The 22135-nt window shown below is 40.2% G+C and carries 15 protein-coding genes; 10 read left to right on the forward strand and 5 right to left on the reverse strand.

Going from position 1 to position 22135, the window contains the following annotated elements:
- Positions 1 to 55: 55 nt before the first annotated feature.
- Together G500_RS24185 and G500_RS0118380 are read left to right on the forward strand one after the other, a co-directional pair.
- On the forward strand, positions 56 to 2605 hold the full coding sequence (locus tag G500_RS24185; RefSeq protein ID WP_154657222.1) for a heavy metal translocating P-type ATPase: 2550 nt from the start codon (positions 56 to 58) through the stop codon (positions 2603 to 2605).
- A 240-nt stretch (positions 2606 to 2845) separates the two neighbouring features.
- A complete protein-coding gene (locus tag G500_RS0118380; protein ID WP_051203868.1) occupies positions 2846 to 5059 on the forward strand; it encodes a DUF5916 domain-containing protein in 2214 nt (737 codons plus the stop codon).
- A gap of 21 nt (positions 5060 to 5080) precedes the next feature.
- On the opposite strand, the gene mutL is transcribed toward G500_RS0118380, so the two are convergent.
- The gene (mutL, locus tag G500_RS0118385) at positions 5081 to 7204 is read right to left on the reverse strand and encodes a DNA mismatch repair endonuclease MutL (protein ID WP_027003604.1); all 2124 of its coding nucleotides are present in this window, start codon (positions 7202 to 7204) and stop codon (positions 5081 to 5083) included.
- Positions 7205 to 7869: 665 nt separating this feature from the next.
- Between mutL and G500_RS25285 the strand changes: the two genes are divergently transcribed.
- The 3 genes from G500_RS25285 (at position 7870) to G500_RS0118415 (ending at position 11270) form a co-directional block, all read left to right on the forward strand.
- Positions 7870 to 8283 carry a T9SS type A sorting domain-containing protein gene (locus tag G500_RS25285; protein ID WP_051203870.1) on the forward strand — a complete coding sequence of 138 codons (414 nt, stop codon included), beginning with the start codon at positions 7870 to 7872 and terminating at the stop codon, positions 8281 to 8283.
- A gap of 378 nt (positions 8284 to 8661) precedes the next feature.
- Positions 8662 to 10098 carry a tetratricopeptide repeat protein gene (locus tag G500_RS0118410; RefSeq protein ID WP_027003605.1) on the forward strand — a complete coding sequence of 479 codons (1437 nt, stop codon included), beginning with the start codon at positions 8662 to 8664 and terminating at the stop codon, positions 10096 to 10098.
- Between the two features lie 137 nt (positions 10099 to 10235).
- A complete protein-coding gene (locus tag G500_RS0118415) occupies positions 10236 to 11270 on the forward strand; it encodes an AAA family ATPase (protein WP_027003606.1) in 1035 nt (344 codons plus the stop codon).
- Positions 11271 to 11420: 150 nt separating this feature from the next.
- Here G500_RS0118415 and G500_RS0118420 read toward each other — a convergent pair whose 3' ends face one another.
- Positions 11421 to 12485, reverse strand: a complete 1065-nt coding sequence (locus tag G500_RS0118420) for a DUF6607 family protein (RefSeq protein ID WP_211220176.1) — start codon at positions 12483 to 12485, stop codon at positions 11421 to 11423.
- A 157-nt stretch (positions 12486 to 12642) separates the two neighbouring features.
- Here G500_RS0118420 and G500_RS0118425 point away from each other — a divergent pair, with 157 nt between their 5' ends.
- From G500_RS0118425 to G500_RS0118435, 3 genes are read left to right on the forward strand one after another with little or no spacing between them, the layout of a single operon-like run.
- Entirely contained in the window at positions 12643 to 13119 is a 477-nt protein-coding gene (locus G500_RS0118425; protein ID WP_027003608.1) for a DoxX family protein, read from the forward strand.
- A 19-nt stretch (positions 13120 to 13138) separates the two neighbouring features.
- Positions 13139 to 15295 carry a TonB-dependent receptor plug domain-containing protein gene (locus G500_RS0118430; protein WP_051203876.1) on the forward strand — a complete coding sequence of 719 codons (2157 nt, stop codon included), beginning with the start codon at positions 13139 to 13141 and terminating at the stop codon, positions 15293 to 15295.
- A gap of 31 nt (positions 15296 to 15326) precedes the next feature.
- On the forward strand, positions 15327 to 15944 hold the full coding sequence (locus G500_RS0118435) for an HmuY family protein (RefSeq protein WP_051203871.1): 618 nt from the start codon (positions 15327 to 15329) through the stop codon (positions 15942 to 15944).
- Between the two features lie 85 nt (positions 15945 to 16029).
- Here G500_RS0118435 and G500_RS0118440 read toward each other — a convergent pair whose 3' ends face one another.
- The 3 genes from G500_RS0118440 to G500_RS0118450 are packed head-to-tail and all read right to left on the reverse strand — an operon-like array spanning position 16030 to position 19829.
- On the reverse strand, positions 16030 to 16563 hold the full coding sequence (locus tag G500_RS0118440; RefSeq protein WP_035758032.1) for a SixA phosphatase family protein: 534 nt from the start codon (positions 16561 to 16563) through the stop codon (positions 16030 to 16032).
- 25 nt (positions 16564 to 16588) lie between these two features.
- Complete coding sequence (locus G500_RS24195; protein WP_086047966.1) at positions 16589 to 17566, reverse strand: ABC transporter ATP-binding protein; 978 nt, start codon at positions 17564 to 17566, stop codon at positions 16589 to 16591.
- 34 nt (positions 17567 to 17600) lie between these two features.
- Positions 17601 to 19829, reverse strand: a complete 2229-nt coding sequence (locus tag G500_RS0118450; RefSeq protein WP_154657223.1) for a 7TM diverse intracellular signaling domain-containing protein — start codon at positions 19827 to 19829, stop codon at positions 17601 to 17603.
- 740 nt (positions 19830 to 20569) lie between these two features.
- On the opposite strand from G500_RS0118450, the gene G500_RS0118460 reads away from it, so the two are divergent.
- Both G500_RS0118460 and G500_RS0118465 read left to right on the forward strand, forming a co-directional pair.
- Positions 20570 to 20848, forward strand: a complete 279-nt coding sequence (locus tag G500_RS0118460; protein ID WP_027003613.1) for a hypothetical protein — start codon at positions 20570 to 20572, stop codon at positions 20846 to 20848.
- A 274-nt stretch (positions 20849 to 21122) separates the two neighbouring features.
- On the forward strand, positions 21123 to 22130 hold the full coding sequence (locus tag G500_RS0118465; protein ID WP_161626159.1) for a reverse transcriptase family protein: 1008 nt from the start codon (positions 21123 to 21125) through the stop codon (positions 22128 to 22130).
- Positions 22131 to 22135 lie beyond the last annotated feature (5 nt).

Genomic DNA, 22135 nt, shown 5'->3' on the forward strand with positions numbered 1-22135 from the left:
TTGCGGCTTTTTTTCGCCCTACCTTTGTAGCATCAAACCCCAAACGCTTTTTTTTATGCTGCAAGAAAAAGAAAAAAAAATAGCCCTCGCCAAGCCCGATTGTTATCATTGTGGCGAACCCTGCCAAGATGAAATTTTACAACAAGATGGCAAAGATTTTTGCTGTGTGGGCTGCCAAAATGTCTATCAGATTTTGAGTGCGCATAACCTCACCAATTTTTATGATTTAAACCAAAAAGCAGGCATTAGTTTGAAAGATAAAAGTCTTTCAAAAGAAAAGCTATCTGAAAAATGGGCTTTCCTGCACGATACTGCCTTAGTTGAAACCCTTATTGATTTTACAGATGGCAAAAAGTCTAAAATTACTTTGTATTTGCCCAATATTCATTGTACCTCCTGTCTTTGGCTATTAGAAAAACTGCCCCAATTCGAGCCGCGCATTTTGCTTTCAAAGGTCAATTATCTGCGCAAAGAACTTTATCTCACCTACGATTGTAACCAAATAAGCCTGCACGAGGTAGTTGTGCTTTTGGCTTCTTTGGGCTACCCACCTGTTTTTTCCTTCGAGCAAAGTGAAAAAAAGCGCGTTTCCTCGCACGACAAGGGCTTTCTCATTAAATTGGGCATCACAGGCTTTTGCTTTGGCAATATCATGCTCATGAGCTTTCCCGACTATCTGGGTTTGAACGATTTAGACGCACTTTATATCAGCGTTTTTGGGTATCTCAATATCTTGCTTTCGCTGCCCGTCTTGTTTATTGGGGCAAAAGATTATTTTCTTTCTGCCTATCAAGCCCTCAAACATAGGGGCGTAAATTTAGACGTACCACTTTCGCTGGGTATTTTGGCTCTTTTCGGACGCAGCATTTTCGAAATCCTCACCCATACAGGAGCGGGCTACCTCGACTCTTTGGCTGCCCTTATCTTTTTGCTTCTGATAGGAAAATGGTTTCAACAGCGCACCTTCGACCAAATCTCTTTTGAAAGAGATTACAAATCTTATTTTCCTATTGCCGTAACTTTAAAACAAAAAGACGGCACACTCACGACCATTCCGATTGCCAATCTACAAAAAAATGATGTTTTTCTTATCCGAAATGAAGAAGTTATCCCTGCCGACTCTACCCTTTTGAGCGGAAAAGCACGCATCGATTATAGCTTCGTTACGGGCGAAGCCACTCCTGCCGCTATCGGTATCGGCGAAAATATTTATGCAGGCGGCAGGCAAAAAGGCGAAGTGATAGAATTGCTCTGCACAAAAGCCGTTTCACAAAGCTATCTGACCCAACTTTGGAACGCCGACATCTTCAAAAAACAAGACTTTTTAGGACTCGATACCTTCACCAATCGCGTGGCGGGCTATTTTACCTACGCTATCATGGCGATAGCCATTTTGGGCGGCATCTACTGGACTTGGAAAGCCGACGCTGGCGTAGCCGTCAATGTCTTTACCGCCGTTCTGATTATTGCCTGCCCCTGTGCTTTGGCTCTCAATGCGCCCTTTGCACTGGGCAATGCCCTTCGCGTTTTGGCAAAAAATGGGCTTTTTGTCAAAGATATTCAAGTGATTGAAAAATTAGCCAAAATAAAGCACCTTGTTTTCGATAAAACAGGCACACTGACCGACCCCACACACAGCGAAATTTTATGGCAGGGCTTCGAAAATCATACAATTTTAGCAGAAAAACAGTGGGAAATGATACTTTTAGCCACACGCCCTTCTACTCACCCACTTAGTCGCGCCCTCAATCAATACGCACAAGAAAAATTAGGGGCTTGCCTTTTTACAGACGCGCTCCGTTTGGACTCCTTCGAAGAAATTGCAGGAAAAGGCATAGAAACCATTTTGAAAATAAAGGAAAAACAAACAGAAAAAAGCGTTGCCATCCGTTTGGGAAGTCAGGCTTGGCTGCTAAATGGGCATAAGGAAAACTTACAAAAATTACCTACTTCTTCAAACTTGCAAACGCGCGTCTTTTTGGAAATTTCTGGGGTTTTGGTAGGATACTTTGCTATTCAAAATACTTTTAGAAAAGGCGCGAAAGATTTGATACACACCCTAAAAAACAGCAAAGTGCAGCGCAAAGGCTTTCAAATCTCCCTCCTTTCAGGCGACAACGAAGGCGAGCGCAAGCGCATGGAAGCGATTTTTGGTACAGAAACGCCACTTCTATTCAACCAAACACCTGAAAGTAAAATGCGCTATATTGCTGATTTACAGAAAGATAAGCGTACAAAAGTTTTGATGTTGGGAGATGGGCTAAACGACGCAGGCGCACTTAGGCAAAGTGATGTAGGAATCGCCCTTTCCGACGACATGTCCAATTTTTCACCCGCCTGTGATGCCATCTGGAATCCTGCCGCTCCCCTGCACTTAGAAAACTTATCTAATTACTTAATTTATGCGAAAAAAAGCATCAAAGCCGTAAAAGTTGGGTTTGTCTTTTCTATGCTATACAATATCGTAGGACTTAGTGTAGCCGTACAAGGCACACTTTCGCCACTATTTGCCGCTATTTTGATGCCGCTTTCCTCCCTTACAGTCGTGCTTTTGGGTATTGCACAAACCAGTTGGGCAGGTCAGATTTTCAAAAATAAAAATTAGATTTTTTGTGTAATTTGTGAAAATGAATCTTTGACTTGTATGCAAACACACGAAGCTGGAGCTTCACGCTACAATTTTTAAAAATAAAAAACCGCGACGACGGTTTATGAGGCGCGAAGTTGGAGCTTCGCGCTACAGTTGTGTTTGTCCGAAGTTAGATTTTTTTTGCAAAGAAGGGAATCCGCCTGCTTTCTTTTTGTAAGTTTGCAACCTTAAAACCTCTCTAATCCCTTAGTTGCTATGTTGTTTCGAAAACCGATACTGCTTCTGGCTTTTTTTTTATTTACATTCATTTTTTTATCTAATATAAATGCACAATCCTCGACGGCTTTTGTTGAAAAAACAAGTGAGAAAATAAACTTAGACGGATTTTTAGAAGAAGCAGCTTGGCAGAAAGCAAGTATTGTTTCTAATTTTACCCAAAATTTTCCCATAGATACGCTCCCTGCACAATCGCAAACAGAAGTGCGCCTACTTTTTGATGCAAATTTTTTATACATCTCCGCCGTTTGTAGGGGAAATGCGGCGAATGATTTTGTCGTTACTTCCCTGCGCCGCGATTTTGATTGGGAACTCAATGACAATTTTACAGTCTATCTCAACCCTTCACAAGACCAACTCAATGGTTTTACCTTTTCCGTTTCGCCCTACAATGTGCAATTAGAAGGGCTTATTTTCGAGGGCGACAATATTTCTGCCAGTTGGGACAATAAATGGTATTCGGCTGCCCAAATTCAGGAGGGCTTCTGGACAGTAGAAATGGCGATTCCCTTTAAGACGCTGCGTTTTCCGCCCGAAAAAAATACGTGGAAGGTCAATTTCGCGCGAAATGACGTGCGCCGAAACGAAATTTCCGCTTGGGTGCGTGTTCCCATCAATTTCAGCGTGGCTGCCTTAGCTTTTACAGGTGATTTAGTTTTTGAGGAAAAAATTGAAAAAAAAGGAGCTAATATCTCACTCATTCCCTATTTGACAGGCAGCACTTCCGACAACAAATTAGACCAAGAAAAGACTGACTATCAAGCCAATGCAGGCTTTGATGCCAAAATCGCCGTAACGCCTTCGCTCAATTTAGACCTTACTGTCAATCCCGATTTTTCGCAGGTAGAAGTAGATAGACAAGTTACAAATTTAGATAGGTTTGAAATATTTTTTCCTGAACGAAGGCAGTTTTTTTTAGAAAATAGCGACCTTTTCGAGCGTTTTGGCTTTTCGCGAATCCGACCGTTTTTTTCGCGACGCATTGGCATTGGCAGAGATACAACCACAGGGCTAATTGTTCAGAATCCGATTTATTATGGCGCAAGATTGAGCGGCAAGATTGACAAGAATTGGCGTGTCGGTTTGCTCAATATGCAGACGGCAAAAGATGCGGCGGCAGGCATCAATAGCCAAAATTATACAGTAGCCGCCTTTCAAAGACAACTTTTTAGCCGCTCTAATGTGGCGGGTATTTTTATCAATCGTCAGACTTTCGGCAGTCTTGCAGAGGGGGCATCACGCTTTACGCGAATTGCAGGTTTGGATTACAATGTGCAATCGGCAGATAACAAGTGGCGCGGCAAAGTGTTCTACCATCGTGCCTTCCTACCCGACCCCAACAGCGGAAAAAATGAACTCCTTAGAGAAACCTACGCCCATGCCGCTTATTTAGCCTACAATTCGCGCCGCTTTTATGCCGCTTGGAATCACGAGCTGGTTGGGAAAAATTACAACATCAACGATATTGGCTTTGTCTTGCGCAATTCTCATTGGCGATTTGAATATTGGGCAGGCTACAATTTCTACCCCAAATCTAAAATCATCAATCGACATGGCATCTACGGCTATTTGAATTTTTATACCGATTTATACTTTAATCTAAACGACCGCAATTTTTCGCTACAATATAATTTTCTTTTTCTTAACCAAAGTTACATAGAAGCAGGCTATTATAGGGATTTCCTGCGGCTTTTCTTTCCCTTCGACCCTACCAACACAGGCGGCGAAGTCTTCGAGATAGGTTCGCAAATCCAAAACAGTGGCTTTTGGCTCTATTACTATTCCGATAGAAGAAAGCGATTCAATATCGAGGCGAGTTTGGATAGAAGTGCCTATTACACAGGCAACCGTACAAATGTGGAAACAACCCTCAACTACCGCTTTCAACCCTACGGCGCAATCGCTTTGAGCCTTGCTCACAATGATATACAGCTTCCTGCCCCCTATAATAGCGTCAAACTTTGGATTATAAGCCCGCGTATAGATGTTTCTTTTACTGATAAACTTTTTCTTACTACTTTTTTACAATACAACAACCAAATTGAGAACATCAACCTCAATGCACGCCTACAATGGCGTTTCAAACCCGTATCAGACCTATTTTTAGTCTATTCAGAAAATTATTTTCCCCAAGATTTTCAGACTAAAAACCGCGCTTTGGTTCTCAAACTTTCCTATTGGCTTAATTTATAGAACAGACTTTTATCTTTTTTGCTAAAAAAAAGTGCTTAAATCTTGTTCATTCAAAACTACTACAATTTTTTTACCATCAGGCGCATAGTAGGGATTCGAGGAGGCGAAAAGTTCGTCTATAAGACTTTTGGCGGCTTCGCCATGCAGGTGTGTTTCGCTTCGTTGGGCGGCGCGTTGTGCTAAGGCTCGCAGGAGCAAATCGCGTATGGGTAAGTCTAAATGCTTTTTGTTTTGTTTGAATTGTTCTAAGGTTTCTTCAAATAAAATTCCTGCCTTTTCTGTGGGCAAATCAGCAGGCACGCCTTCAAGTAGGAGTTGTTGGTCTTCTTTTTTGTGAAAGAGGAAACCCAACTGTTCTAATTCTTGCCTAATTTCGTCTAAAAGAATCAAGTCGGTGGGCGAAAGGTGGAGGCGAAGTGGAAAGAGAAGTTGTTGGGAAAGAGAGCGTTGTTGTTGGGCTTGTGCCGAATAACGCTCGTAAAAAATTCGCTCTTTGGCGGCTTTGATATGCAGGAGCATGAGTCCTGATTTGAGCGTCGTAACCAAATATTGGTGGAGCAAGACCAGCGGCGTTTGGGTAAAGAAGTCGCCTTCCTTTCCTTTTTTGGGGTCAAAAGGGGGGGCAACAAAGGGCAATGATTTTGAAGAAGAAGCATTATTGGCTTTGCTATTGAGTGGCTGTGAAAGGTTTTCCGCGTTTTGTGCCTCAAAATCTGCCTGATAAAAGTGCTGCTCCTCTGTCAGGTCGTTCCATAGGGCTTCGCTGTAATTTTCGGGGAAAGCCGCATCTTGGGGCAGCTCGAAGGGCGGATTTGAAGCCTCCTGATTGCCTTCCTTTTCAAAGGCTGCACCCATCTGGGGCGCGTCATCGGGTTGGTAGAGAGGCGAATAAAGTCGTTCCCAATGGCGCAAATTATTGTCTTGCCGCCTTTTTTCAGTGGCAGGGAGGGCGTTGGCGGCGTAGTTTTTAGCCTCATTGAGGCGGTTTGGATTTTGCTTGTCGTATTCCTGCCAATTTCCACTTTCATAATGTGCTTGCGTGTTGGGGTCTTCCAAAAAGCCTTCTATGAGCTTTTCGGGGTCGTAATCTTCGGGGTCTATTTGGGCATTTTGTAAAAAATTAGCATCAACTTCAAAATCAATAGCAGGCAGAGCCTGATGGATTCCTAAGGCTTGTTTGACCGTAGCGGCGACGATAGCATAGAGCGTGCGCTCATCTTCAAACTTCACTTCGGTTTTGGTAGGATGCACGTTGATGTCAATCTGCTCGGCAGGCATTTCTATAAAAATGGTATAAAACGGAAAGGAATCTTTCGAAATAAGTCCTTCGTATGCGGTCAGAACGGCATGGTTGAGATAATTGTGGCGAATATAGCGGTCATTGACAAAAAAATACTGCATGCCGCGCGTTTTTTTTGCGGCTTCGGGTTTGCCTACATAGCCATAAATTTTGAGTCCGTTGAGTTCTTGTAGGCAGGGTACTAAAAGGGACTGGAAATTTTTTCCAAACATGGACACAATCCTTCGCGCCAAGTTGCCCTCTTTGAGTTGGTAAATTTCTTGCTGATTTTGGTGCAAAGAAAAAGCAATCTGCGGATTGGCTAAGGCTACACGCTCAAATTCTTCTACGATATGTTTTAGCTCTACACTATTAGATTTGAGAAATTTCCGACGGGCAGGCACATTGAAAAAAAGATTGCGCACCGCAATAGAAGTGCCATAAGGCAGCGCGGCAGGCTCATGCCGCTTCACTTCGGAGGCTTCGATGTAGAGTTTTGTGCCAATTTCGTCTTCACTGCGGCGCGTACCCAGCTCTACCTGCGCGACGGCAGCAATGGAAGCCATTGCCTCACCACGAAAGCCGAAGGTACGAATGGCAAACAAATCTTCGGGGCGGCTAATTTTTGAGGTCGCATGTCGCTCGAAACACATGCGAGCATCTGTAAAAGACATGCCCTTTCCGTTATCTATCACCTGAATCAGACTCTTGCCTGCCTCCTTGACTAAGAGGCGGATTTGTGTTGCGCCCGCATCTACCGAGTTTTCGAGCAGCTCCTTGACAATGGACGCTGGACGCTGCACCACTTCACCTGCCGCAATTTGATTGGCTAAGGATTCGGGCAAAAGTTTGATAATATCGCTCATAAGAAAAAAGGGGCTTTTACAAATTGAAATAACAAAGATACCCTTTTCGCAGCAAAAAGTCAAACCCTTTTTGCTTTCAGGCTTTTTAGCCTTTTAGAAAACCGATAAGGCTTTTCGTTGGCTATGAATGGAGTTTGGCAAACATTTTTTTGTAGTCATAAAAAAAACAAGTGCATCTTTGGGAAAAAAACACGTACTTTGCTATCGAGACGGTGTTGTTACAACGGTCAGAAAGTCAAAAAACGGGGTTTTGCGCTTGGTGCAAACCTGCTGAACCCCCACCCTGCCCTCCCCCCATAGGGGAGGGTTCGAAAACCAAATCATTTTTTTATGCTCGCATAAAAAAATGATACCGCATAAAAGCCCCGCCCTATGGGGGCGGGGTTTGGGGTGGGGTGCATTTAAGGCTTTTATCGTTGTAACAACGCCATCAAGCCCCCATTGCTGCCTAAAAAAGTTTAAAAAGTGGCTTTCCAAACCGCTTTTCCCACTTCTTTGCCAAAGGAAAGTAACTTATTTGGGGCTTTTCCGTATTTGAAAGGCAAGAAGCCCTTGTTTTTTGCCGCCTTCTTTTTCGTTTTTTCTCATTCGTTTTTTCTCACCTAAAACGGTATTTCGCTTCTTTTCCTTTGCCCTTCCTTGCATGAAAAAAAACTACTTCAACAATGTCAAAATTAAAATCCCTATTCAACGCGCTTTCTAAGCGAAAAAACACAGCCGCGCTCTTGTTCGGCTTGTGCTTGCATTTTTTGATGCTCCTGCCCAGTTTTTCCCTACAAGCTCAACAGCTCTATCCATTAAGCGACGATACGCAGAAAGCAAAGATAGAGATTTCAGAAGCCTATCCCAATCCTGCCTCACAGGTTTTGAACTTTGCCTATCAATTAGAAAACAACAGTGATGAGGCTAAGGTCTTGATACACAACCTCTTAGGCTCTTTGGTGGCGGAAATTAAGCTCTCTGCCTTCGATGCACAGGTTCAGATTCCCGTATCGGAATACAAGGCGGGAATTTATTTCTACACCATTTCGGTCAATAATCAGAATATTGTAACTAAGAAGTTTATCATCAAGCACTGATAGAAGTCGTGTCTTGGTCGTGTCTTGTTTGCTTCTTCTCACAGTTGCCGCTTCAAACAAGCCACTCTAACTTTGATAAAGCGCAGGTCTATCAGACCGCCTTTGTCAAAGTTATTTTTTATTTTCTCTTTTCTATAAAATTTCGGTGAGAAAGGGCGATAAATCGCTTATTTTTTTCTAATTTGCCTTTTTTATGCTACTTTTGATTTGGCATAGTTTTGCCTAAGTAGTGGATAGAGGTAGCGCGTCTTATTGGCTGCTCTGCCTCCTTTTGGTGTCCCGCTTTCAAGTTCTATCTTTTGATTATCATCTTCTTGATGTCTATTCTTGATGTCTATTTTCTATCCCAATCATCAACTATCTAAAATTTTTAATCTCATGAAACAACCACAAATACGCTTGTTCTATTTGGCTTGTTGGGGCTTTCTAATGGCGTTCCCCTTCTCATTTTTACAAGCCCAAGGAGAAAAGGGCGCAGGTTTAAATGAATATTACGCTGCCGAGCAGTTTCGCAAGCAGCTTGCTTTTCCACAGGCGATGGCGGCTTACGACAAGGCGATTGCCAAAGAACCCAACAACGTAGATTATTACCAATCGCGCTGTGCCTGTATTTACGAGGGCAAAAAGTATAAGGAATCGGTAGAATGTTTTGATGAATTGCTCAAAAAGTTTCCCGACCATATTGCTGCCTATGAGATGAAGTTTGCGATTTATTCTAAAATCGGCAACATCGAAAGTGCCGTAAAAGCCTTAGAAGATGCCTATTCCAAGACCAATGATGAGCAGTTAGATGAGCGTTTTACCTACCAATTTCGCATCATAGACTTGCTTTTTAGAAAAGGCAAAATATCGGAAGCAGGCAAGCACATCAAGACGGCGCACGAACTGCTACCGGGCATGCCGCAAGTGATGTATTTTGATGCGCGATACGAAAATACGATGGGCAACTACAAAAAAGCCGTTGCCATTCTGGAAGAGATGATACAAGGAAATGGCGAGGAAGTGGGCGAAGGATTCGACAAAGACTACTTCGAGTTGGGTTATGCCTACCACATGCTTGGTGAGTATCAGAAATCTAACGAGGCGTTTGCCAAAATTACCAAAGGCAGCCCTTACGAAAAGCGTATTCAAGAATTTACGCCCGAAAATTACGTGCAAGTGGCAGATGCTTATTTCAAAATTTATGATTTTGCCCTGATGCAAGAACTTTTGGGAAAAGCCTTAGGCATGCGAGAAGGATTCCCACCTGCGGTAGATTTGAATTCGAAATTAGACCTCATCAAAGGCAACGACTCTACCATTGCCAAGCTCAATTTTCGTTTGGAAATGGATAAAAAAGCCAAAGATGGAAAGTTGGAAGGTTCGGCTACCGAGCAGCGCAAGTTTATGTTGCCTCCTGCCGAGCAGCTCAAAATTTACAAGAGCCTATCAAAACTCTACATGGAAATCGGCAACTATGATGATGCCCTCGAATACACCAATCGCTATTTAGCCATGAACCCACGCGATGCCTTAGTCAATTTTTACAATGGCATCTGCCTGCACAAAACAGGGCAGACTGCCGAGGCAGAGTCCCTCTTTCAAGGTATTGGCAATATGCCCTCGCTCGATAGGGGCGCACGTGCTATGGCGTTCTTTGCCTTAGGCGTTTTCCAAAATGAAACTGCACAGTATCAGTTGGCGGCAAAAAATCTGCAAAAAGCGGCTATTCTAAATCCTGCCTTTCGCCCTGCCGTTAATTACGAAAAAGTCCGTCAGCAGCGCAAAAATCCCGATGCAGGCATCGACACAGATTCAGAAGATATGCCCGAATAAGGTTTGCCCTTTCGCTGCCGACCCAAAACGTGCCTTCTGCCTTGATTTAGAAGGCGCGTTTTTTTATCCGCACCTTTCAGTCCTCCTCTCTGCTATTGTATTCACAAAGTCATATTTTTATCACATTCTTGGGAGCAATGATACAAAAAATAGAAATCAAAAACTTCAAATCTATACAAAATATTAGTTTTGAAGCCAAAAAAATCAATGTCCTGATAGGAGAGCCTAATTCAGGCAAGTCGAATATCCTCGAAGCCTTAGGGCTTTTCGCCAGCAGCCATGTGCGAAATTTGAAGGATTATGTGCGCTTTAAAAAAGCGGAACAACTTTTTTATGACAACGAAGTGGAGCAAGATATAGAAATTCGCGCCACCGCCGCACAGAAAGAATACAAATGCGCGATACGGTTTGAAAACGGCATCTTTAAAGGGCAAGGTTGGAATCAAGATGAATTAGTCTTTGAGTTCAAACTCAATTATGCAGGCGAATATGATAGACAAATGCAAAACATAGAACAGCATTTGCCTTTTCGCTACTATCGCTTCAAAACAATGGAAAATTATTCTAACGAATATTCCGAATATTTGCTACCACCTTTTGGTAAAAACTTATTTACACTTCTTTTCACAAATAAAAAACTAAGACAAGAGGTTTCTAAGCTCATCTTGGAAAAAGGTTATCACTTGTCATTAAATAGTCAGGAAAGGGAGTTTCATATCATCAAAAATATAGATAATATTTTATATACTTATTCATACGACAGCCTTTCTGATACACTTCAACGCATGATTTTTTACCAGACGGCAATCGGCTCGAATCATCAAGCGGCTATTTTATTGGAAGAACCCGAAGCCTATATGTTTCCTTTTTATACCAAAAATTTAGCCGAACGAATTGCCAAAGATGCTGATAATCAGTATTTTATCATCACACACAACCCCTATTTTCTCAATGCCTTGGTAAAATATGCTGCCCCGCAAGACCTACAACTGCTGCTTACTTCTATGGAAGCCTACCAAACGCAGGTTCGCCCCATAGCGGTAGAAGAAGTAGGCATTTCTTTGGATTTTGATAAAGATATTTTCCTAAATTTAGAGGCTTTTAAAAAAGCACCAACGCCAACCACGCGCAAAACCAAGTCCGCTACTGCTACTAAAAGTTCAAAAAAATAGAGGTTTTAAAATAGATTGCTTTCAATCTAAATCATAAAAAAACAGTGTTTTCTCATAAAAAAAACACTGTTTCTATTTTCCTTCTAAGGCTATGCAATAAACAGAAAGACAAAATACTCACAAAACAAATAAAACGAACTAAAACTCAATTTAGTTTTCTTTCTTGAAAAACTTTTCTATTGTAGGACGAATTTCCTTAGTATCTTTCAAAGGAAAGATGTGCATAAAAAGAGGTTTTTCCTCTACGCTTTTGTGCAGCACCAAATCATTTTCCATTTCCAAAATGCGCGTCCATTCCTGACGCACTGCTGCCCAAAACGCTTGATTTTCTGCCCACCATTTTTGCGCTGCCTCACAGCGGCTACTTTCTACCCTGCGGTACGGATTCAATCCTTTTTCGCTGGCAATCCAAGTATCTTGATAATTTGATTTTAGATTAGAAGTCTGACGCAATATTTTTTCATTATCTTGTTCATGAAGCCAGCCATAAGCCGTAATTTCATGGCGGTTACGACGCTTCAAAACATTATAGTCATCGCGTTTTGTAAATTCACGACGAGGCAAAGGGCTATCGGTTGTATTTTCCCAATAGCTTCGCCCATCTACATGCACCCAAGTAGCAGAACCCTCATAGCGCGGACTGTCATCTACCTGAAAAACGCGCTGCGTCCATTGTCCCTTTACTGCTTCGGGTTTTGTTTTTCTAAAACGCCAAGTATTATCTTTTTCAAAATCATAAAAATTTGTATTTTCAAAAAGCCAATCCTGTCGCCAATGTTTAATAATTACAGTATCATTTACGATAAGAAGATGTTGAAGTACAATTTTTCCTGCTTTATCTTCTACTAATTCAACCCATTCCAAGCCACCTGAAAGATAATTGGGTTTGAATTGATAGTTGCTATCAGGTGCGAAAGTTTCACCAAACGCAAACTCTACTTCATAACAGCCACACATGCTTTTAATGGCTTTTGCATCTGCCGCCTGCTTTTCTTGTGGGCGGTTATTTTTTTGTGCAAAAAGGGAAAATGAAGATGCCAATAAAAGCACAAAAAGGAAAAGAGAGAGAAAGTTTTGTTTTTTCATGAGTTTGATATTTTGAGATAGAAAATTTAAAAGCGAAATAATAAAGAAAAGGATAGTAGCTTGAAAATCAAGTAAGTAAGCAAAATTGCCAAACTCCCATCTTGCTCCGCCTTCGCTTTGACACTGCAAAGGTTGTATTTATTTAGACCAAATCCAAATAATTCTCGAAAATTATTTGGAAGGAATCTAAATAAGCCCTATGTTTGCACCCATATTGTTTAGAACCTTTCTAAATAGCCTTGCAAGTTCTAAAAAAAATGAGCTTCTCACCTCAAATATTACAAAAATGCAGAACGAAAAAATCTTAAAACAAGTCCAAAAAATAGGTTATGTAGCCCTTACTCTTTTTGTAGGAGTTTTTATGCTATATGGCGGCTATCAAAAGTTTGCCAAGCCCATTCCTGCTCCTACCCAAATGATAGCACAAGTAGAGAAAGAAGGGGCGGCAAAAATGACCGCTGATATAGAAACGCTAAAAATCAGAAATTATATTTTTGGCATGAAACAAACAAATTACTTTTGGCAATTTTTAGGTATTTGCGAACTACTTTTCGGAGTCTTGCTATTGAGCCAATATATGCGTTTTCTGGCGGCTGTTCTACTGATGCCAATTACGGTACATATTTTCTTATTTCATTTGTTTTTAGAACCAAATGATTGGGCAGAACTCTTGCAGACGGGTGCTTTGCTTTTGGCAAATGCGCTACTTATCGCAAAAGAATATCCAAGATGGAAACATTTAGTTTGGCTAAAAAATATTTAAAATTAAAATCTATATGAAAATGAATTTTAAAATAATAATAATTGCCCTATTCAGCTCTTTACTGCTTGAAAATCAAGCACTTAGGGCGCAACAAACGGCAGGCACTACCTCGCAAGAATGGGAGGCAACGCTTGATTCGTTGGAAAAAATAGAAGAAGTGCTGCAAGCCGTCGTCATTACGGCTACGCGCACCGAAAAACAACTTGCCCATGTCAATCTTCCCATGCAGGTAATTTCCAAAAGCCAAATTCAACAGATGGGCAGCCTGCGCCTGCACGAAATTTTGCAGGAGCAAACAGGGCTAACCCTGATGCATGACCATGGCAGCGGCATACAAATTCAAGGTTTTGCCCCCGATTATACCCTGATTTTGATAGACGGCGAGCCACTTATTGGCAGAACGGCAGGCACGCTCGAACTTTCGCGCTTGGCAGTGGGCAATATCAAGCAAATTGAAATCGTGAAAGGACCCAGTTCAAGCCTTTATGGTTCGGAAGCGTTGGCAGGCGTTATCAATATCATTACCGAAAAGGCAGAAACCACTTCTGCCGACCTTGCTTTGCGATATGGTACAAATCAAACTATTGATATTAGTACAAATTTAGCTTTAAAGAAGAAAAAATGGCATCTCTCTACCTTTCTCAATCGATACGCCTCGCAGGGCTATGATTTTACGCCTGAAAGTTATGGACAGACAGTAGAGCCTTTTGAGAATTACACCGCACAGGCACAATTTGGATATGATTTCAATGACAAAGTAAAATTTAATATTTCAACAAGATTTTTTACAGAAAATCAAAGCAGTCGTTTTGATTTAGGCACAAATGAAAGTCCTTTCCTTGTATCAGGCACTGGAAAAGTTGAGGATTTTAATTTTTTACCTTCTTTTCAATTTCGCTTGGGAAACAAATCAAAATGGCAACTTCGTTATTACCTTTCCTCCTACAAAGCTACTTCTAACTTGGTACAAAATGCTGATAATCAGCTATTTGAAGAAACATTTTTCACCCAAACTTTTGCACGTCCCGAACTGCAAGGCGATTATTTCTTCAACGACAAGCACACACTTACACTCGGTTTGGGCAGGCTTGACGAAAGTGTTGAGGCGACACGCTACGCTGAAAAGCAGCGTTTTTACGCCCATTACGGCTATCTGCAATATGATTTTACGCCAAATGAAAAATTCAATATTTTAATCGGTTCACGAATAGATGCGCACTCTGTTTATGGAAACCAATTAAGTCCTAAACTTTCTTTTGGTTATCAAATTTTGCCTCGCCTTTGGTTAAAGACCTCCTTAGGGCGCGGTTTTAAAGCACCAGATTTTAGACAATTATACCTAAATTTCAACAATGCCGTTGCAGGTTATTCGGTTTATGGCTCGGAAGAAATTGCAAATTACATTCAAGAAATGGGTAACCAAATTGCAGATGTTTTTATCAATTTTGAGCAAATGGGCGTTTTGAAGGCAGAACGTTCTATGGCATACAACGTTGGTTTCCAGCTCGATATGCTCAAAGATAAAATCAAAATAGAAACCAATTTTTTCCGCAACGATATTCAAGACCTCATAGAAACGCAGGTAGTGGCACGCACTCAAAATGGGCAAAACATTTTTTCCTACCTCAATAAAAACAGCGTTCTGACGCAAGGGGTAGAATTAAATCTTTCCTATAAGGCTACCCCAACACTCTCATTTTCAGCAGGTTATCAATATCTTCAAACCGCAGATAAGGACGTTTTGGCGCAGATTCGAAAGGGCGAACTCTTTGCACGCGACCCCGAAACCTTGCAGACACGTCGCCTCACGCGAGCATCTTATGGTGGTTTATTTAATAGAAGCAAGCATCTATTAAACTTAAAAGTATTTTATCAAAATCCTAAAAATGGACTTTTTGCCAACTTGCGTTGTCTTTATCGCGGACGTTATGGCTTTGCCGACCGCAATGGAAATCTGGTCTTAGATGCTGCCAATGAGTACATTGCAGGCTATACTACTTGGCAGGCTGCACTTGGTAAAAACTTTTTTAGAAAGAAAAAAGCAAATATTGAACCTAAAAAACAATGGGGACAGCTACAAATTGGGGGTGAAAACCTCCTGAATTTCACAAATCAAACTTACATTCCCTCCTTAGCAGGACGCTTGCTTTACATTCGCACCACTTTCTTTTTCTAATACAATTTCTTCATCATTAAATTTTACTATCATGCAAAAATCAAACATCTCTTTCGCCTTTTTATTTATTTTGTTTTCTATGATTGTACTTTCTTTTTCTGCTTGTCAGGATAAAGAAGACGAAAGTCCCGCACCTGTTTTAGCAACACAGACGGTAAAAAACCTCGCCGCTGATGCCACACAGCCGCGCACAGGCAAATTTACGCTCTACAATTTAAAAGAAAATAAAATCATTTCTAACACTGATAGTGCCTCTACCCAATGGGACATAGGATTTAACGGCACTACCCTTATCGTCAATGGGGGGGCTACGCGCGTAGGCAAAGGGGGCGCGTACCTTCACACAGGATTATTCGAGGATTTGAGCGAAGTGCCTACCACAGCCACTTTCAAAGGGGACAACGCACCTGCGGATTTGGCGATTCCAATTGGTTCAGGAAATGGTTGGTATAATTACAATCCCCAGTCGAATACCATCACACCCATTGCAGGGCGGGTAATTGTTTTGAAAACGGGCGAGGGAAATTATGCAAAATTGGAAATTTTGAGCTACTACAAAGACGCGCCTGCGAATCCAACGGCTACTGATGCAGCCCGTTATTACACCTTCCGTTATGTTTTGCAATCAAACGGCAGCACAAATTTTTAGTATTTTAATTAGTTAAGTTTGTATAAATTTGAAAGCGATATGGCTTTTTAAGCTATATCGCTTTGTCGATATAAGTTTTTTAAAATTAGTCTTTTATCAAATTAGATTTGTATTTTTTTGGATATTCATAAAAAAGCGGATTGGCTTTTCCTCGTTCAATTTGATGCCAACTTTCTACGGGTATTTGCAGTGCCAACAAACTGGCAGTGGGCAAGTTTTGTATTTGGCGGTTGAAAAAATCAGACCCTAAAAAATAGGCAGCTAAGTCGTTTAAGTCGGGATTGTGGCTAACGATAAAAATAGTATGCAAATGATTGTTAAGTTTTTTTATCCATTGTACGATTTTTTCACTTCCACCAAAATAAAGTTGGTCTTCTATCTTTAAAAGATGCTGCGGGAATGCAATTTTTTCGGCAATTTTTTCAGCAGTTTTTTTGCTTCTTTTAGCAGGGCTAAGGTAAAAAGCCTCTGGGCGAAGCTCTTTGGAGGCTAAAATTTCACCCATCATGGGGGCATCTTGCTTGCCACGCTTATTGAGCGGACGGTCGAAGTCGGCTAAAGTGCTATCTTTCCAAGAAGATTTGGCGTGCCGTATCAAAACAAGCGTTTTAGAAGTCATATTGATTAAATAAATGGTATGAAATTTAAGAAGAAAATTGATATGTTTTTTTCAACTCAAAGCGCACCTTTTCCCCAACTTCCAACTTGGCTTCGGCTTGGTAAAAGGCTTCAAAGATTTCCCCATTTTCCTTTTGCAGCCAGATTTTTTCAAAAGCTCCTTGATATTCTTTGTGTAATATTTTGGCTAAAAAGGGATTTTTTGTTGCCTTTTCTTCCAATTCCGTCGCTGCCGTTAGTGGGTAAATTTTCACATCTTCGGGGCGGAAGTATCCTTCTGCTTGGGTTTGATTGATGCCTCCAAAGAAGTTGGCGACATAGGGCGTTGCAGGATTTTGGTAAATTTGGTCGGGTTTTCCAAACTGTGCAACTTTACCCTCTTTGAGAATTAACAGCGTATCGGCTACGGCAAGGGCATCTTGTAAATCGTGAGTAACGAAAATCGCACTCATTTCTGACTGATGTAAGAAAATTCGCAACTCTCGCCTTACTTCACGCCTAAGTGTTTCATCTAAGTTTGAAAAAGGTTCGTCTAAAAGCAAAAGACGCGGGGAAGGAGCCAAGGCACGCGCTAAGGCGACGCGTTGCTGCTGCCCGCCTGATAGTTGATGAGGATAACGTTTTTTGAACGCTGACAAGCCTAATTTTTCTAAAAGTTGAGTCGCATAGGCTTTTTGCACCGCATTGCGCACCCCAAACTGCACATTTTCCCATACGTTTAGGTGGGGAAAAAGAGCATAACTTTGAAAAACCATACCGATACCTCGCATTTCAGGCTTGACCCAAAGTTTTTCGTTCGAAAGAACAGCATCAGCCAGTAGAATTTCCCCACTATTGGGCGTTTCCAAACCCGCCAGAAGGCGCAATAGGGTCGTTTTTCCGCTACCACTTTCACCCAAAAGAGCCAGAATTTCGCCTTTTTGTGTCTGAAAGGATACGTTTTGCAAGGCATACTGCCCTTTGGTATAACTTTTACTTAAATTTTTTACAGATAAAAACGCCATTCTAAGCAGAGATTAAGGATAGTGTTTGATATTTTTAAAATTTTATACCCATAACAAGCAGGTCATCTACTTGTTCATATTTTGTACCTATCCAATCGTTTAATTTTTGAGATAATGCTTTTTCTTGTGCTGCAAGGTTCAGTTTGTGAATAGAAGCAAGGTAGTTTCGAAAGTGTTTGCTCATCATTTTTTTCCCGAAATCGCCGCCAAATTGGTCTTGAAAACCGTCTGAATAGAGGTAGAAAATGTCGCCTTTTTCCACACTAATTTCATGTTGTTCAAAAACGGATTCGGCTTCCAAACCATCTCCACCGATGGATAAGTTTGTTCCTTTTAGGTAAAAAGACTCTCCTTTTCGTAGGTAGAAAAGTGGATTTTTTGCCCCCGAAAAGCTAATTTTATTTGTATTTTTATCAAACCTTATTAGGGCAATATCCATGCCGTCTTGAACTTTTAGGTGTGAAAGTTGCTTGCTTGTTTTGTTCAAATTATTGTTATCTTGTTTTAAATAGCGCATCAATTTTTGGTGTAAAGAAGCAAGCACCATCTTGGGTTCGCTTATATTTTGGTTGTGAATAATCTCTTGTAAGGCATCAATTCCGATAAAAGACATAAAAGCACCCGGCACGCCATGCCCTGTGCAGTCGGCGGCGGCAATAAAGATATAGTTTTCTTTTTCTGCAAAAAAGTAAAAATCTCCCGATACAATGTCGCGCGGTTTGAAAAAGACAAACCCTTGAAAATGAGCATTTTGCGTAAATAAATTGAGATTAGGCAAAACGGCTTCTTGTATTCTTTTGGCGTAGTTGATGCTGGCTGTAATGTCCTTATTTTTTGCTTCAATCATTTGCCTTTGTCCATCAAGTTGTTCTATGTTGATGGTAAGTTCTTCGTTAATGAGATTAAGTTCTTCTGTTCTCTCACTGACTTTATATTCCAAAACTTTGTTTTGTTCTTCTACTAATTTTCGGTTTTGTTCTGCAACTTTAAGGGCTTCCGCTTGCGCAATCGCCTGTTCGCGCTTGTAGAAATTGATTCTATCGGCTAAGGCAAAAGAAAGCAAAAGCATTTCCAACCCTCCTCCTATGGCGGCGGCATCACCTGTAAAATTATTATAGGGCAGAAGGGCTGCGCCTGCGCCTACTCCTATCAAAATAAAAATCATATAAAGTCCCCAAGCAATCGTAAAAAATTTGGCAGGACGATAACCCTTTCTATAAACTAAAATAGAAGCAATTATCATAAAAATAGCACTGCTCACAATCGATAACTGATTCAGGATACTGCCCCAAAAGATGCTCCCTGCCAGCACGACAGCGATTGCCAGCGCGTAAAGTAGCATAAAAAAGTAACAGATGTATAAAAATTTCTTTGAATAAGTCTTTAAATTTAAGAAAGATTGCGTAAAAAGCAAAGCCAATATGCCTGATAAAGAAATCGTTAGACTTCCATTTTCTGCAATCCATATCGCGATATTGTCGGGTAGGTACTCATACAAATAGCCACGCATTTGCCCAAATCCCATGCCAACTAAAAGAATATAAAAAATATAATAAAAATAATTCGCATCACGTAGCGTAATGAAGAGAAAGCTATTGTAAAGTGCAATTAAGATAACAAAACCGAAATACATACCCCAGACAAAATCGAAACGGTGACGAAAGTTGAAAATAGGTTTAAGCGTGCTGACATAAATTGGCACTTGCACATAATTGCCTTCTATTCTGATAAAGAGGCGATAGGGCTTTTGCGATTCTAAATCGAGGTTGTAAATGATAAAATTATTGAAATAGTCTTTTAAATGAAAAGGATAAAATTGTCCTACTTTCTGTTTTTGTTCTATTTCACCCTCTTGATTGAGCAAATAAAGTTCGGCATTTATCATAGCACTTCCCAATTCTAAGACCCAATCTTGGTTTGGCGTTTTGTTGATAAATTGCATCTCTACCCAAATGGGGTGAGTCGCATTTCCAAAATTGAGAATAGGCAATCCAGAAGGCTTGATTAAGGGTTTTTCTCCTTTTTGTTCTAAATTTAAAATATCTTTTATTGTTAGATTAGAAGTGCTATCTATCCACACTGCACTTTGAGGGGCAATAGAAGCAATCTCGTTCCTATCTATCAGCTCGATAAGGGGTAGGTTCGGATTTAAAAAAGGGTGAGCCGCTTGCAAAGTAACCTTTTCTAAGGTCTGTGCAGGGCTATTAGAAAAATTCGAAAAATAAGACAGAAAAAATAATGAACAAGAGAGAATCAAATTCAAAGAAGGATATGTATTAGAGTTACTTTTTTTTATGCCATTGTAGCTTTGTAAAAAGTTAAATATAAAAAGTAAGCTACCTCTTACCGACGTTAGTTCGCGTATTTTTGTCCATTTATTCTCTTGTAGTGGTTTGTTTTTTTGTAAAAAAGAGAATAAAACTTCTTTTTTTCTTTTCCTAAAAAAAGAAAAAAAGAAAAAAGAAACAGCCAAACAGGAGCAAGATAGAAAGCAAAAAAGGAAAATATTTTCGAGTAAAATAGGAGCGGGCTGCAAAATAGAATGATGTTAATAGGGGTAGTGAGGAGCAGAATACGCAAAAGCGGAGAGAGTGGGCTATTTATTTGTAAGAAAAAGCAGAAAACAGACTATATAAGTTCCAAATTTGTACAAATAAGTTAGCCAACACGCTTTTTTTTGGAAAGCACAAGATACGCTAAAAAACAACTCGATACAACCCTACGACGAAAAAATAAACGTTAAATCTTGTTTTTTTGCAGTGCCGAAGCCCATTTTATGGCTACATCAAGATTTGAGTGTAAAAGTTTTTTTTAGTTTTTTTATTTTAGTTTTTTCAAACTTATCATTTTTTGGAAAAGCAGCGCGTTTTTTTTCGAAAAAGAGGAGAAAAGGCACGCCATAGTACGGCAAATCAGTTAAATTTCTTATTTTTGCCTTTCCTTTAATTCTTTCTAAGTCATAAAGCCGCTTTGTGCGGTCTTTCTCAAATCCAATTTAAGTCGATGGAAAATCAAACGCCAACTCAGGACACGCCAAACAAACAAGTACAGGTACAAATAGACCCTACGGCTGCTACCTTGGGCTTATTGCAGCACAATCAAGCCATGCTTCGCACCATTCTTCAAATTCAAATTCAAATTTTAGCCAAATTAGATGGCAAAGATAAACCAGAACATGCCAAAGAATATGAAACAATGGTCAATACAATTCTGACCCAACAAGGACAGCATGCCGCACAAGATTTGTTGCGCTTTCGCGTACCCGAAAAAAAACAGAGCTAAGTTTTGGCGTTTCGATAATATTTTATTATCTTCGACGCAGGTTGCCAGATTGCAGCTTATCTTTTCACAAGTAATTTAGGACACCATTAGCCCCTATACCCCCTAATGGTCTGTGTATGAGTGGCTTATGTAAAAATAAGCACTTATAGTTTTACTTGGAAAGACCTTTTAGATGTTAAACTAAAAGGTCTTTTTTATACAATTTGTTTAAACGCTTATGCTCGAACCCGATGTTGTAAAAAAAATTGTAGCGGCTAAATCGTATCGAAAAGTTGTGTGGGGAAAAAAAACTTTTTTTGAACCAAACCCTTTTTTTAAGCGGCGTTTGCAATGGTTGTACCGTCAATTATTGCCTTTGTACGAGCCGCCTGCTTGCGCTTTTGCCTATATAAAAGGTAGAAATTATGCACAGTATCGAGCGGTACATCAAAAAAATCACTATATTTATGCCATAGATTTAAAATCTTTTTTTAATTCAATTACTACGCCGCAAGTTAATAATGCCTTACAATCCTTTTGCAGCCCAGCAGTGGCGGGCTATTTAGCTGATGCGCTCACTGCTGAAGGCGTTTTGCCTATTGGATTTCCTACTTCACCGCTTATTAGCAACATTGTATTTAAAAATTTAGATGAAAAAATTGTAGAATTTGCAAACAAAGAAGGTTTATCTTATTCAAGGTATGCAGACGATATACTCATTTCTTCAAACAAAAAAATAACTACGCAAAACTTAAATGCTTTTGTGTATTTGATAGAAAAAAATGGATTTAAAATAAACTTTAAAAAATTTAAAAAAGTAGATAAAAATACGAATCTTTCCACACTCTCTTTAAAAGAAAGACGGTTTTTAAACCTTTTACTACATCAATGGCAAAAAAAAGGCTATATGGACACAAACCTGTGGTTTTTGGCTGCGCATAGAAAAAGCTACGCAAAGCCGCAAGATGCGTTATCTAACTTTTTAAGAGCAAAAATTTTCCCTTTTAAAGACGATTTCCCCAAACTTTGGGCGCAATTTGAGCGTATAAGCAAGCAGTATCCTTACCAAACACAAAATCAAATGGAAGAAAACAGCATACCCGCAACAGAAAAAACACAAATAATGAAAGAACAACCTAAGTCACCTACACAATATGCACAAGCTCCAGAACCAGTAGTAGTTAGTGCTACGACTAATGCTACTAAGTTGACGTTTTCGGCTTCAAGACAAGAACTAGAACAGTATAGAAGAACTCCTGTTTCAGGCTCGATAGATAATTTTTTTAAAAATCATTGTCAGTAAAATAT

The organism is Hugenholtzia roseola DSM 9546 (genome assembly GCF_000422585.1).
In the GTDB taxonomy this organism is placed as follows: domain Bacteria; phylum Bacteroidota; class Bacteroidia; order Cytophagales; family Bernardetiaceae; genus Hugenholtzia; species Hugenholtzia roseola.

Bases quoted from the DNA above. Each gene is read 5' to 3' on its own strand.
- G500_RS24185 (WP_154657222.1), top strand. From the start codon at position 56: ATGCTGCAAGAAAAAGAAAAAAAAATAGCCCTCGCCAAGCCCGATTGT.
- G500_RS0118380 (WP_051203868.1), top strand. From the start codon at position 2,846: ATGTTGTTTCGAAAACCGATACTGCTTCTGGCTTTTTTTTTATTTACA.
- mutL (WP_027003604.1), bottom strand. From the start codon at position 7,204: ATGAGCGATATTATCAAACTTTTGCCCGAATCCTTAGCCAATCAAATT.
- G500_RS25285 (WP_051203870.1), top strand. From the start codon at position 7,870: ATGTCAAAATTAAAATCCCTATTCAACGCGCTTTCTAAGCGAAAAAAC.
- G500_RS0118410 (WP_027003605.1), top strand. From the start codon at position 8,662: ATGAAACAACCACAAATACGCTTGTTCTATTTGGCTTGTTGGGGCTTT.
- G500_RS0118415 (WP_027003606.1), top strand. From the start codon at position 10,236: ATGATACAAAAAATAGAAATCAAAAACTTCAAATCTATACAAAATATT.
- G500_RS0118425 (WP_027003608.1), top strand. From the start codon at position 12,643: ATGCAGAACGAAAAAATCTTAAAACAAGTCCAAAAAATAGGTTATGTA.
- G500_RS0118430 (WP_051203876.1), top strand. From the start codon at position 13,139: ATGAATTTTAAAATAATAATAATTGCCCTATTCAGCTCTTTACTGCTT.
- G500_RS0118435 (WP_051203871.1), top strand. From the start codon at position 15,327: ATGCAAAAATCAAACATCTCTTTCGCCTTTTTATTTATTTTGTTTTCT.
- G500_RS0118440 (WP_035758032.1), bottom strand. From the start codon at position 16,563: ATGACTTCTAAAACGCTTGTTTTGATACGGCACGCCAAATCTTCTTGG.
- G500_RS24195 (WP_086047966.1), bottom strand. From the start codon at position 17,566: ATGGCGTTTTTATCTGTAAAAAATTTAAGTAAAAGTTATACCAAAGGG.
- G500_RS0118460 (WP_027003613.1), top strand. From the start codon at position 20,570: ATGGAAAATCAAACGCCAACTCAGGACACGCCAAACAAACAAGTACAG.